Raw genomic sequence first — 13,047 nt, forward strand, 5'->3', positions numbered from 1 at the left:
GAGGGCCGGACTCCCGGGACGGGAGCCCGGCCCTCCCGGCCGTGCTCAGCCGGCGGCGGGCGCCTGGCCGTAGCTCAGGTGCGCCACCCCGTTGCTGAGGCTCTCGGCACCGAGCAGGGACAGCGGCGTCCGCGGGGCGCCGTCCGGGAAGAGCCGGATGCCCTCCCCGAGGGCCACCGGGTAGACGTACAGGTGCAGCTCGTCGACCAGGCCGTCGGCCAGCAGGGCGCGCACCAGGGTGGCGCTGCCGCTCACGTAGAAGTCGCCGTCCACCTCGGTCTTGAGCGCGCGCAGGCGGTCGGCGTCGTACCCCCCGACCACGGTCGAGTTCTGCCACACCGACTCGGCGTCGGTGAGCGTGGAGGAGACGACGTACTTGCGGGTGTCGTTGAAGAACGGGGCGCCCTCGTCCTCCTCCACGGTCCGGGTCGACCAGGCCGGCGCGAACATCTCGAAGGTGGTGCGGCCCAGCAGGATGCCCGACGACGAGGCCGTGAGGGCACCGATCGAGGCGGCGAGGTCCTCGGGGAAGCCGTAGTCGACCGTCCACATGGGGACGTCGACCACCCCGTCGACGGTGGTGAACTCGTGGACCTTGATCGCGCCCAAAGCGTGCTCCTCAACTGATCGCCCGGCTGCTGTGTCCGCGCCGGGATGTCCGGTGTCGTGGGAGAGACCATGGCCGACGGCGGTTCTCATCGGTGGGAGGACGGCGATCACGCTGGTGAGCGCGCGGCGCCGACGGGTCCCCGCGGCACGCCCGGGCCGACGACGCCGGGTTGACGCGCCCACCGGTGGGTAGCTCGGGGCGACGGCCGCCCGCGTGGCGGCTCCGTCGCCCGCCGCTCACGACAGGAAGAAGCCATGACACTGCCGGATCGGGACGCAGCGAGGGACTGGGTCGGCGCAACGGTGGTCGACCGGGACGGCGAGGAGATCGGCGTGTGCGCCGCCCTGCTGGCCGACGAGGCGACCGGGCTGCCGGAGTGGCTGTACGCCGAACGCGACGAGGTCACCGTGGTGGTCCCGCTCCTCGACGCCACCGGGAGCGGGAACCGGGTGCAGGTCGCGGTCATCCGGGCCGACGTCGACGCCGCGCCACGGTTCGGTCCCTCGCGGGAGCTGTCCCAGGAGCAGGAGGCGGAGCTCTACCGGCACTACGGGATCGAGTACTCGCGGGCCGGCTCGGAGAGCCTCCTGCCGACCGAGGCCGAGCCCGCCGGAGCCGACTCGACGCAGGGCGAGCCGACGCAGGGCGAGCCGATGCAGACCGAGGCAGGGCCGACGCAGGGCGCGACGACCGGAGCCGCACCGGGAGCGGACGGCGGCCGGCTCGCCGGGAGCGACTCCGCGGGACGCGGTCGCTCGGTGGCGGCCGCCGTGCTCGTGCTCGTGGGCCTGGCCGCGGCCGTCGTCGCGGCGGTGCGCCGGCGCGGCCGGCCGGCTCTCGGGTCGGCGACCCTCCGGCGACGCGCACCCGCCCGGCGCAGGCCGGCGCCGCGCCGCGCCGCCGTCGGCACAGCCGCCGCCGGTGCGGCCGCCCGCGCTCGAGCCGCTCAGCTCGCCGCGGCGGCCGGACCGGTCCTGGAGGCCTCGGGTCGCCTGGCGTGGGAGGGCGCGTCGGCAGGTGCCCGGTCGGTCGGCCGTGCGGCCGTCGACGCCGCGCGGTGGGGACGCGAGGCCTCGACGGCGGCCCGGACCCACACCGACGCGGTCACCGCGCGCCTCGCGCCGTGGCTGGCCACGACCGGGGAGGCGGCCTGGCGTGCCGCCCGCGCCGGGACGGACTCGGCCCTGCAGGCCACCGGTGCGGCCACCGAGGCGGTCGTGGCAGCCCTCCCCAGGGTGGCCGCGGGCGCCGGCAACGCCGGACGGACGGGTCTGCACGCGCTGCTCACGGTGGGCGCGGCGGCCGAGGCGGCGCCGAAGGTGCTCGCCGAGACAGGGGAACGACTCGAGAAGGGCTGGAGAAGAGGCATGGGCAGGTTGTCGTTGGCACTCGGCTTCGGTGTCGGGTACGTGCTCGGCGCGCGCGCCGGACAGGACCGGTACGAGCAGATCAGGCAGGCCGCGGCCGGGGTGATGGAACGACCCGAGGTCCAGCAGGCCCTCGACAAGGCCAGGACCGCCGCCCCGGCTCCGTTGCAGGGCAGCATCGACAAGCTGACCGGTCGTGCGTCCGGCCGCCACCACGCCGGCACCGACACGGCCGATGCCGAGGGGGTCACCGTCGAGGGGGTCGACGTCGTCGTGCCGCCCCCCGCGCCGGCGTCGGGCACGGGCGGCCCTCGGGGGACGGACGCTCCCGTGCCGGACCCGCTGATCCCCCCGGCCAAGTCGAACGAGGGCCCCACCGCGCCGTGACCGGGCCGTAGCCTGCTGAGTCCTCGGAGGGTGTGCCCACCGGCGCCGCGCGTCGGATGGGCACACCCTCCGAGGACGGCGGCAGCCGGCCTCGGCGGGCATCGGTGATGTGCGCTCACGGCGTCGTCGGACCCGTCGCCCGCGCCCGAGGCGCACATCGCCGCGGGTCCCCGGCCGGCGGCTCACGAGCCGCCGCAGGTGCCCCGTCGCGGCCGCGGCCGGTCAGCGCCCGGCGGGTGCGGACTCGGCCCTCCCGCCGTCGTCGCGGCTCCACGCGGCCATCCAGCTCTCGTTCTCGCGCGAGATGACGTCCTCGCAGTCGCGCACCAGCCGGGCGGCCGCTCCGGGGCTGTGGTCCGTGCCGTCGCGCCACTGCGCCACCCGGGCTCTCAGCTGCCGGGCGGTGGACAGGTAGGCGATGACGAGGTGCTCGTAGCGGGCCGCAGCGACGTGCGCGGTGATCGCCGCCCCCACCGTCGTGACCACCGCGACCCAGGCGCCGACGGCGTCGAGCCGCGTGGCGGCGGCGACGGCGCCGAGCAACGCGCCCAGCAGCGCCAGCCCGAACTCGATCGCGCGGAACGTCGCCAGCCGCCGCTGCTGCCGGGCCGCTCCGGGCGTGTAGTACCGGTCGATCTGCGGTTGCACGCGGGCACTGAGGTAGGACTGCACGTCCTCGACGGGCGGCAGCGGCTCGTCCTCGCTCGGCCGGCCGAGGGTGTGGCCGGCGAGGTCCTCGGCGTCGTCGGTGATGGCGAAGGTCCGCTTCGCGAGCTCGGCCTCCCGGCCGGCGCCGTCGTACGGCGGGGTCCCGGTGAGGTAGAGGTAGACCTCCTCCTTGAGCCCCTCCGCGACCGACCGGGCCCGGGTCCAGGCCTCGACCCGGTCGCGTCCCAGCTGCGCGGTGCGGATGACCGGCACCACGGCGAGCACCACGGCGGCGGCGACGCTGAGTCCCCGGCCGACGCTGCTGCCGAGCCCGACCTGGGTGGCGAGCGTGGCCAGCACGGCCCCGGCGATGGCCAGCGCGAGAGCCGTGGTGCGCCACCGGACGAGCCGCTTCTTGAGCCGGCTGGCGGTGCGGGACCAGCTCCGCTGTTCGCGCCAGGCATCGATGAGGGCGTCGGTCGGAGTCCGGGTCGTCACTGCGAACCTCCCGCGACGAGGGGGCGATGATCAGGCTGCACACGTGTCGCGGTACGCCAGTCCCGCGACGTAGCGGTCCCACTCGGCGCGGTCGAGTCCGCGACCGGTGATGGCGCAGGCCCGCTCGGTAGGCTGCTCCCGGACCTGACGGAGCGGGCCGAGGTCCCACAGCCGAACTGCCCGGTCCCCGCCGCCGCTGACCAGCGTCAGCTCACCGGCGAACCCGACGGAGTTCACCGGCCCGCCCTGCTCGTCCAGCGGGCGACCGAGCAGGCGGGGCCGGTCCCGGTCGGTGAGGTCCCACAGGGCGACCGCGCCGTCCGCACCGCCACTGGCCAGGGTCCTGACGTCCTGGCCGAACGCCACCGAGGACACCGGGCCGGTGTGTCCCGTCAGCACGGGCCACCACCGGCGGGGGTCGTCGGGGTCGGCGACGTCCCACAGCAGGACCGTGTGGTCGGCACCGCCCGCGGCCAGGGTGTGCCCGTCCGGGGCGAAGGCCAGGGACGTGACGGAGCTGGTGTGGTCCTCCAGGGCGGGGCCCCGTCGGCGCGGCTCGGCCGGGTCCGCGAGGTCCCAGAGGACGACCGCGTTGTCCGAGCCGCCGCTGGCCAGCACCCGTCCGCTCGGCGCGAACGCCACCGAGAACACCTGCCCGGTGTGGTCGGTGAGCGGCCCGCCGAGCGCTCGCGCACGGTCGGGGTCGGCGACGTCCCACAGGCGGACCGATCCGTCGGCACCCGCACTGGCGAGGACCTGTCCGTCGGAGCTGAACGCCAGCGCGTACACCTGTCCCTCGTGGCCGGCCAGCGGCTCCGCGGACGGGGTCGGCCGGGCCGGGTCGGTGAGGTCCCACAGCGACACCGCCCCGTCCGAGCCGGCCGTGGCCAGCACGCGCCCGTCCGGGGTCAGCGTGACCGGGCGCACCCCACCGCCCGGGTCCGCGGGGATCCGGCCGACCTCCCGCCGGCCGCCGTCCCCTGCGGCCCACAGCAGGACCGATCCCTCGGCCCCGCCACTGGCCAGCAGCTGCCCGTCCCGGGCGGAGGACACCGAGTACACGTCGTCGGGGTGCCCGGTCAGGGGCGCGCCGATCGGCCGTGGCCGAGCCGGGTCGGCGAGGTCCCACAGCACCACCGTCCGGTCGGTGCTCCCGCTGACCAGCGTCCTCCCGTCCGGAGCGAAGGCCACCGCGTTCGCTCGGTCGGTGTGCCCGGTGAGGGGATCGCCGAGCGGCTGCGGGTCGGCCGGGTCGGCGAGGTCCCAGAGGCGGACGGTCCGGTCAGCACTCGCGGTGGCCAGGGTGCGGCCGTCAGGGGCGAACGCCACCGAGAACACCTGGCTCACGTGGCCGGCCAGGGGCTGTCCCAGCCGGCGGGGCCGTTGGGGGTTGGCGACGTCCCACAGCAGGGCGGTGCCGTCGGCGCTCGCGGTGGCGAGGACGGGGCTCCCCGGGGCGAACGCCACCGCCCACACCGCGTTGCGGTGACCGGTCAGCGGCTCGCCGATCTGCCGTGGGGCGGCCGGGTCGGCGACGTTCCACAGCCGGACGACGCGGTCGAAACCGGCGGAGGCCAGCACGCGCCCGTCCGGGGAGAAGGCCACCGTGGTCACGCGGTCACCACCGGCGGGCACCGGTGCCCCGAGCCGACGGGGTCGGGCGGGGTCGGCGACGTCCCACAGCAGGACCGTGCCGTCGGCGCTCGCGGTGGCCAGCGTGCGCCCGTCCGGGCTGAACACCGCCGCGTGCACCTGGCCGGTGTGGCCGGTCAGCGGGTCGCCGATCGCCTCGGGCCCGGCCGGGTCACTGACGTCCCACAGGACCACCGTCCCGTCCCCGCTGGCCGAGGCCAGGGTGCGCCCGTCCGGGGAGAACTCGACCGAGTAGACGAACTCCCGGTGGCCGGTCAAGAGCGGCCCGACCCGGGCCGGGTGGGCCGGGTCGGCGACGTCCCACAGCACGACGCGGCCGTCCATGCCGGCCGTGGCGAGGGTGGCCCCGTCCCCGGTGAGCGCCAGGTCCACCACGTCGTCGTCGTGGGGCAGGGTGCGCGCGTACCGGGTGTGCGTGAGGGTCTCGACCAGGCTGGACCGGGTCTCCGCGTCGGGACTGAGGTGCTCGGCCGCGATGCCGAGCAGCAGAGCCGTGCGCGGGTCGGTCGCCCGCGCCTCGTCCGCCTGCGCGACGAGCTGGCGGGCCACCGCCGCCCGCTCGCTGCGCTGCGCGGCGTTCTGCGCGAGCGTCGCCAGGCCCGCCCCGGCGAGCGCGAGGACCAGCAGCACCGAGAGCACGACCGTGCTGCGGCGCCGCCGTCGCCGGTCACGCCGGATGCTGGACCGGAGGAACTCGCGGGCCCGCGCGCTGAGCTCGACCCGGTCGGTGACCAGCGTCCCCTGCGCACGTCCTCGTTGCAGGCGCGCCCCGGTGTCGGCCAGCGCGGCGGCCAGCTGGCCGCGTTCCCACAGCCGGGACAGCGGCTCGTCGGCAGCCACCCACTCGGCCGCGGCCTGCTCGACGGCACGACGGGCCCGCAGCGCGGTGGACGCGGCCTCGATGGCCTCCCGCAGCGGCCGCCAGGCGGTGAGGAAGGCCTCGTGGGCGACCCCGACGACCACGCGGTCGTCCTCGCGGTCGGTGGTCAGCAGCCGGCGGGCGACGAACGCGTCCAGCTCGATGGCCACCTGCTCGGGCAGCTCGTCGCGGGACACGCGCCACCGGGTGGGGCGGCCCTGCTCGTCCACGGTGACCAGCCGGAGCAGCTCCTTGACCACCTGGTCGGGGCTGCGGCCGGTCGCGGCGATCGCGTCGGCGAGGGCGGCCTCGGCCTGGCGGGTGAGGGCCCCCTGGACCCCGCCGAGCTGCTCGTAGCGGCTCGTGAGCAACCGGCCGCCCCGGCCGATCCCCTCGGCCAGCTGGGCCAGGGTGTACGCCAGCAGGGGCAGCGCCTCACCGCTGTCGGTGTCGGCCACCAGCCGGGTGACGAGGTCGTCGTCCACCTCGATGCCCGCCAGCCGGGCGGGCTCCTCGACGACCGCGCGCAGCGACTCCCGGCGCAGGGGCTGCACCGGGTGGATGCGCTTGGGCAGCGCGTTGAGGTCGGGGTCGGTGAGCAGTGGCTCGAGGAACTCCGGCCGCAGGGTGGCGACCAGCTGGACCGGCCCGGTCAACGCCGGCCGCAGGAGAGCGGCGAAGCGAGCCCGGTCGCCCGGAGCCGCCTGGGTCAGCACCTCCTCGAACTGGTCGGCCACGACCAGCAGCCGACGTCGGCGGTGCCCGGGGACGGCGAGCAGCAGCTCGTCGGCCAGCTCGGTCAGCCCCCTGTGGTCGAGCCGGCAACGGACGTCGGCCAGCGACCAGTCCCGGTCCAGGAGCCGGGCCGCGGCCGCCAGCTCCCGCGTCAGGGCGCCGACCGGGTCGGTGCCGGGGAGGAACGGCGACAGGGTCCACCACTCGGGCTCCTCGGCCACCACCGGCAGCAGGCCGGCACGGACCAGCGAGGACTTGCCACACCCCGAGGGCCCCACCACCAGCAGAGCGGTCCCGTCGGCGCGCTCGGCCGGTGACCTGAGCAGTGCGGCCAGCTGCTCGACGTCGTGCTCGCGGCCGAAGAACACCCGGTGCTGGTCGACGTCGAAGGGGCGCAGGCCCGGGAAGGGCGAGCGGTCGTCCGGCCAGCCGCGACCGCCGGCGGAGTCGATCCGTACGAGTGCCTCGGCCAGACCGGCCCGTGCTCGTTCCTCGCCCTTCGTGACGTCGACGTGCTGGACGGCGGTCAGCAGCGGGTGCCGCGCGCCGGCCTCCGCGCGGACCGGCACCAGGCGGCTGCCCCGTGACCGGGCGAAGGTCACCTCCGCCGTGCACCACACCGACCGGGTGTAGGCCGACGTGACGAGGCAGACGACCGCGTCGGCCCAGCGGAGGCGCTCGAGCAGCCGCTGCTCCCACTCGTCACCGGCGACGATGCCGTCCCGCAGGTCCTGGTCGAGGAAGACGTCGTGTCCGTCGGCGCACAGCCACCCGTGCACGGTGCCGGCCAGCTCGGCGTCCTCGCTGGCGTGGCTGAGGAAGACCCTGCCCACCGCTCCCCCTCACATGATCAGGGTCGTCACGACGGCCGGCCTACGGACTGACCTGCTCCTCCTCGGTCTCCTGCTCCTCGGTCTCCTGCTCCTCGGTCTCCTGCTCCTCGGACTCCTGCTCCTCGGACTCCTGCTCCTCGGACTCCTGCTCCTCGGACTCCTGCTCCTCGGACTCCTGCTCCTCGGACTCCTGCTGCTGGCCGGACCCCTGCTGCTGGCCGGATCCCTGCTGCTGGCCGGATCCCTGCTGCTGTCCCGACTCCTGCTGTTCGCCGGACTGCTGCTGCTGGTCCCCCGACTGCTCCTGCTGCTCGCCGGACTGCTGCTGCTGGTCCCCCGACTGCTCCTGCTGCTCGCCGGACTGCTGCTGCTGTCCCGACTCCTGCTGCTCGCCGGATCCCTGCTGCTGTCCCGACTCCTGCTGGTCGCCGGACTGCTCCTGCTCGCCGGATCGCTGCTGCTGGTTGCCCGACTCCTGCTGCTGTCCCGACTCCTGCTGCTGGTTCCCCGACTGCTGCTGGTTCTCCGACTGCTGCTGGTTCGCCGACTGCTGCTCGTCCTCGGACACCGACTGGGGGGCTGTGTACGGCGGAGGTTGGTTCTCCGTCCTCGGCGGGAGCTTCTCGTCGAGTTCCTCCCGGCACGCGGCGACGTCCTCGGAGTCCTCCTGCTTGCTCGCACACTCCGCGACGGCTTCGAACCCGTCCCGCACCACTCCGGTGCCCCGGGGTAGCGGCACCACCGTCTCCTCGGGGTCCCCGCTCCCGGTTGCCGCCCGGATCTCCTCATCGGTGAGCAGGTCACCGTTCGCGTTCCTCAGGAGGAAGGCACTCCCGCAGCCGCTCCCTCTGAACACGACTCGCGGTGGGACGGTCGCGTCGTCCCAGTCGGCCTCACAGCCCCCCTCGCCCGTGGGCGCCTCGGTGCTGTAGACGGCCCTCTGCAAGCCGGCCGCGAGGAACTCGCGGGCGATCCTCTTGCACTCCTCGGGGTCCTCTACAGGCCTGACCTCCTCCGGATCACCAGGATCGGGACGGTTCGGGTCATCACAGTCCATGTACAGCCCTCGCAGAGCCGCCTCCAGGTTCCCCGTCCCCTCGAACTTGTTGAAGTCCGGGTTGTTGACCGAGTTCGCCGGAGGGAACTGCTCGGTCGGTCGCTGCTCGTCCGGAGTGCCCCCACCCGGTCGGCCCGGCTGCCCCGGCCTCTCCTCGTCCGTCGTGCCACCGCCCGACCCCGGGGGTGGCTGCACCGCCTCCGGAGGCATCCCGGCGCCCTCGGGCAGTCGTCCGTCGGGCGGGAGGGCGGCGGGGTCGATGGGCTCGCCGTCCGCGTCGACCAGCTGGAAGTTGCCGACACAGTCCTCGCCGGCGAGGACGAGGTGCCCGGCCTCCCATCCGGCCCGGCACCCCTCGGCCTCGTGGTCGACCAGCCGGATCGGTGCCGACCGCACCGCCTCCAGGACGGTCGCCCGGCACCCCTCCACGTCGGTGACCGAGAGGTCGCTCGCGCACTGCTCGTGGAGGACGGTGACGGCGGCCTCCACGGTCTCCGCACCGGACACCGCCTCGAAGAAGCCGTCGTCCAGGGGGACCCCGCCCGCACCCGGCGGCGATCCCACGTCTGCCTGCGGCCGCCCGGCCTCACGGTCTGCCGCGCCGGGGTCGGGACCGGACCCGCACCCCGCCACCATCAGCGAGATCCCCATCAGGGCGCACACGCAACTGCTGCGCTCAGACCTCAGCATCGCTGTTCCCCCAGGTACTGAGTCATGCCTCAGGGAGAGGAGGGTTCTCCGTCGCCGGTGATACGTCTACGGACCGACTCCTCGCGACACGCCGGTGCACGGAGGCACTGCGGATCGCTGCTGCAGAGCGCGGCAGGACCGCTGCTGCGACGACGTCCCCGTGACGCGGCGGTGATGCGAGCCGGCCAGACTCCGTGCTCTCCCGGTTGCCTGCTGTCCTCCCGCGACCGGACCGGACAGGAGCGGGAGCAGGACGACGTCGGGACGAGGCCCGGCGTCCTCGATCGCACGGCGGCCCGGGATGGACGGAGGCGTCAGCGGTGGCGAAGGTCGCGATCGCGTGTCAGGGCGGCGGCAGCCACACGGCGTTCACCGCCGGCGTGCTGGAGCGTCTGCTGGGCGCCGGCACGCAGACGGTCGTGGCCCTGTCCGGCACCTCCGGTGGGGCTCTCTGCGCCCTGCTGGCCTGGTACGGCCTGCTGACCGGCGGTGCGGCCGAGGCGGGGCGGTTGTTGGAGGGCTTCTGGCGGGCCAACTCGGCGACGTCGTTGAGGGACCGGGTCGCCAACGCGTGGCTGGTGGGGCTGACCCGGCTGGAGGGCCGGGTGGCTCTGCCGGTGGTCAGCCCCTATGCGTACCCGGAGGTCGCCCGGGCCGCCCTGACCGATCTGCTGACCCGCCACGTCGACTTCGGCCGCGTCGCCGACCTGCAGGCAGCACCCGACGAGGACCAGCCGCTGCTCCTGGTCGGAGCCGTCGACGTCGCCACCGGCGAGCACCGGGCGTTCTCCAGCCGGTGCCGGGAGATCGGCCTGGAGGCGGTCCTGGCCTCGGCCGCCGTGCCTCCGCTGTACCGGGCCGTGCACGTGGGAGACAGCTACTTCTGGGACGGCCTGTTCAGCCAGAACCCGCCGGTGCACCAGCTGCCCGACGCCGGCCCGGACGAGATCTGGGTGATCCGGATCAACCCACTGGTCCGCGCTCAGGAACCGAAGACCATCGCCGACATCGCCGACCGGCGCAACGAACTGGCCGGCAACCTCTCCCTGCAGCAGGAGCTGCACTTCATCGGGAAGGTCAACGAGTGGGCGGAACGCCTCGGCGACCCGTTCCGGCGCATCGAGGTCCGCGAGATCGGCCTGGGCCTCGACCTCGACGTGGCCAGCAAGGTCGACCGGAGCCCCGCCCTCATCGACCGCCTGATCGACGAGGGACGGCGGGAGGCGACGCGGTTCCTCGACGCCTTGCCCGGCTGAACGGCTCCCGAGCCCGGTCGGACGGGTCCGCGTCCAGCGGCTGACCCGACGACCGATCCCAGCGTCATCATCCGGAGGTACCGATGCCCACCGAGGTCGCCTTCTCCAGCATCCAGACCGTCACGGCGCCGACCGACCTCGGGGCCGTGTCGACCGACCGCTACGCGCGCATCCGCGTCCTGGCGGACTGCCGCTTCGACTCCGACGCCACCGTGGAGATCCGGCTCGTCCTGCACGAGGGCGGCGGCGCCCCGGGCGACCTGGACCGGTTCCTCCTCGACCCCGGCGAGTCGGTCCAGCGCACCTACGACGTCCCCGGCACCGGCCTCGGCATCAGGGCATCGCCCGTCCAGTCCGGCCCCAGCACCATCGACGTCTGGATCTGGGGCTACCGGGCGCCCGGCGACTAGCGCCGCCGCACACTCGGCCGCCGGTCTGGAGGGTGTGGCACAGCACGGCGTCCGGCACTCCCCGCCCCTGGCTGCGACGTCGGCCAGCGGGTGCTCGGTCAGACGTTGAAGCGGAACTCCACGACGTCGCCGTCCTGCATGACGTAGTCCTTGCCCTCCATGCGCACCCAGCCGCGGGCCCGGGCATCCTGCATGGAGCCGGCCTCGATGAGCTGGTCGTAGGAGACGATCTCGGCCTTGATGAAGCCGCGCTGGAAGTCGGTGTGGATGACACCGGCGGCCTGGGGCGCGGTCGCGCCGACCGGGATGGTCCAGGCGCGGGCCTCCTTCGGGCCGGCCGTGAGGTAGGTCTGCAGGCCGAGGGTGGCGAAGCCGACGCGGGCGAGCTGGTGCAGGCCCGGCTCGTCCTGGCCGATCCCGGCGAGCAGCTCCGCGGCCTCCTCCTCGGGCAGCTCGGCGAGCTCGGCCTCGATCTTGGCGTCCATGAGGATCGCCTCGGCCGGCGCGACCAGGGCCCGGAGTTCTGCCACCAGCGCCTCGTTGGCCAGCTCCTCCTCGTCCACGTTGAACACGTAGAGGAACGGCTTGGTGGTCAGCAGCGTCAGCTCGCGCAGCGGCTCGGGGTCGACGCCGGCGGCGAACAGGGTCCTGCCCTCGTTCAACACCTCCTGCGCGGCGAGGGCGGCGGTCAGCAGCGCGGCGCGCTCCTTGTCCTTCTTCGCCTCCTTCTCCAGCCGCGGGATCGCCTTCTCCAGCGTCTGCATGTCGGCGAGGACGAGCTCGGTGTTGATCGTCTCGATGTCGTCGGCGGGTGAGACCTTGCCCTCGACGTGGACGACGTCCGGATCGGAGAACACCCGGATCACCTGGCAGATCGCGTCGCTCTCGCGGATGTTGGCCAGGAACTTGTTGCCCAGCCCCTGCCCCTCGCTCGCGCCGCGGACGATGCCGGCGATGTCCACGAAGGAGACCGTCGCCGGGACGACCTTCTGCGAGGAGAAGACCTCCGCCAGCTTCCCCAGGCGGGGGTCCGGCACGCCGACCACACCGACGTTGGGCTCGATGGTGGCGAACGGGTAGTTCGCGGCCAGGACGTCGTTCTTGGTCAACGCGTTGAACAGCGTCGACTTGCCGACGTTGGGAAGCCCGACGATGCCGATGGTGAGACTCACGGGAGTCCAGCGTACGTGGGTGCCCGCTCACCGCACCGGCTTGACCATCCGCACCCGGGTCAGCTCCTCGCCGTCCACCGACACGCTCTCCACCTCGACCCGCCGGTACCCGAGCCGCTCGAACACCGGCGCCGCTCGCCAGGACGCGTGCGTCACGAGCGAGGCCAACCCGGCCGCGCGGGTGAGGTCCTCCACCTCGTCCAGCAGCGCCCGTGCCACCCCGCGCCCGCCGGCGGACGGCGCCACGAACAGCTGGTCCACCTCCCCGGGCACCAGCCCGTCCGCAGCGGCCAGTGCCACCGACGCGAACCCCGCCACCGCCCCGTCCACCTCGGCCACGAGCACGGTGGTGACCTCGATGAAGCGGGTGTGGGCGGCCTCCGACCGCCGCGCCGACCACGCCGCCAGCTGGGCGGGCGTGTAGTGCCCGGCCGCGGACTCCTCGATGGCCGCCCGGCTCACCGCGGCCAGCGCGGCGGCGTCGCCAGGCCGAGCGGCCCGGACGACGGGACCGCTGGTCACCGACCCGGCGCAGAGCGGCGGCGGATGCGGACGTCGTCGACGCTGGTGGCCGAGGAGCGCACCCGGCGGTAGCCCAGGCCGGCGGCGTCCAGCCGCTCCATCAGCGCGAGCTCACCCGCGGCCCGGGCGTCGCCCTCCTCACCCGGGCCGGCGTCGACCCGCACCACGACCCGGAAGCTGAACGGGCCGAGCGCGGGGTCGTAGGCCAGCGTCCCCTCGTCGGTGAAGCGCGCCGAGAAGAGGTCGTGCCCGGCGGAGCGGGCGAGCAGGTCGGCGCGCTGGGCCTCGTCCAGGTCGGCGAAGACGCCGCGGACGAGGACCCGGTAGGTGCGGGACGGTGCGGACACGAG

10 protein-coding genes are annotated in these 13,047 nt (G+C 74.6%); 3 read left to right on the forward strand and 7 right to left on the reverse strand.

The features are described 5' to 3' along the window. Positions 1-45: 45 nt before the first annotated feature. Positions 46-609 (reverse strand): dihydrofolate reductase family protein, encoded by a 564-nt coding sequence (locus ACI79I_RS05250; RefSeq protein WP_456991228.1) that lies wholly within the window; start codon positions 607-609, stop codon positions 46-48. Positions 610-864: 255 nt separating this feature from the next. Between ACI79I_RS05250 and ACI79I_RS05255 the strand changes: the two genes are divergently transcribed. Continuing rightward, on the forward strand, positions 865-2,364 hold the full coding sequence (locus ACI79I_RS05255; protein WP_456991229.1) for a hypothetical protein: 1,500 nt from the start codon (positions 865-867) through the stop codon (positions 2,362-2,364). A 222-nt stretch (positions 2,365-2,586) separates the two neighbouring features. On the opposite strand, the gene ACI79I_RS05260 is transcribed toward ACI79I_RS05255, so the two are convergent. The 3 genes from ACI79I_RS05260 to ACI79I_RS05270 are packed head-to-tail and all read right to left on the reverse strand — an operon-like array spanning position 2,587 to position 9,211. Then, the gene (locus tag ACI79I_RS05260) at positions 2,587-3,510 is read right to left on the reverse strand and encodes a DUF4231 domain-containing protein (protein WP_456991230.1); all 924 of its coding nucleotides are present in this window, start codon (positions 3,508-3,510) and stop codon (positions 2,587-2,589) included. Positions 3,511-3,540: 30 nt separating this feature from the next. Continuing rightward, positions 3,541-7,590: an nSTAND1 domain-containing NTPase gene (locus ACI79I_RS05265; RefSeq protein ID WP_456991231.1), complete on the reverse strand. Its 4,050-nt coding sequence runs from the start codon at positions 7,588-7,590 to the stop codon at positions 3,541-3,543. 40 nt (positions 7,591-7,630) lie between these two features. Next, on the reverse strand, positions 7,631-9,211 hold the full coding sequence (locus ACI79I_RS05270; RefSeq protein WP_456991232.1) for a hypothetical protein: 1,581 nt from the start codon (positions 9,209-9,211) through the stop codon (positions 7,631-7,633). A 446-nt stretch (positions 9,212-9,657) separates the two neighbouring features. On the opposite strand from ACI79I_RS05270, the gene ACI79I_RS05275 reads away from it, so the two are divergent. Beyond that, the gene (locus tag ACI79I_RS05275; RefSeq protein WP_456991233.1) at positions 9,658-10,593 is read left to right on the forward strand and encodes a patatin-like phospholipase family protein; all 936 of its coding nucleotides are present in this window, start codon (positions 9,658-9,660) and stop codon (positions 10,591-10,593) included. 83 nt (positions 10,594-10,676) lie between these two features. Then, complete coding sequence (locus ACI79I_RS05280; protein ID WP_456991234.1) at positions 10,677-11,003, forward strand: hypothetical protein; 327 nt, start codon at positions 10,677-10,679, stop codon at positions 11,001-11,003. A gap of 98 nt (positions 11,004-11,101) precedes the next feature. On the opposite strand, the gene ychF is transcribed toward ACI79I_RS05280, so the two are convergent. The 3 genes from ychF to ACI79I_RS05295 are packed head-to-tail and all read right to left on the reverse strand — an operon-like array spanning position 11,102 to position 13,044. After that, entirely contained in the window at positions 11,102-12,175 is a 1,074-nt protein-coding gene (gene ychF / locus ACI79I_RS05285; protein WP_456991235.1) for a redox-regulated ATPase YchF, read from the reverse strand. A gap of 27 nt (positions 12,176-12,202) precedes the next feature. Further along, entirely contained in the window at positions 12,203-12,697 is a 495-nt protein-coding gene (locus ACI79I_RS05290; RefSeq protein ID WP_456991236.1) for a GNAT family N-acetyltransferase, read from the reverse strand. Then, positions 12,694-13,044, reverse strand: a complete 351-nt coding sequence (locus ACI79I_RS05295) for a DUF6204 family protein (protein ID WP_456991237.1) — start codon at positions 13,042-13,044, stop codon at positions 12,694-12,696. The genes ACI79I_RS05290 and ACI79I_RS05295 overlap by 4 nt, the downstream gene beginning before the upstream one ends. Positions 13,045-13,047 lie beyond the last annotated feature (3 nt).

Source organism: Geodermatophilus sp. SYSU D01105 (assembly GCF_054050095.1).

Bases quoted from the DNA above. Each gene is read 5' to 3' on its own strand.
- ACI79I_RS05255 (WP_456991229.1), top strand. From the start codon at position 865: ATGACACTGCCGGATCGGGACGCAGCGAGGGACTGGGTCGGCGCAACG.
- ACI79I_RS05280 (WP_456991234.1), top strand. From the start codon at position 10,677: ATGCCCACCGAGGTCGCCTTCTCCAGCATCCAGACCGTCACGGCGCCG.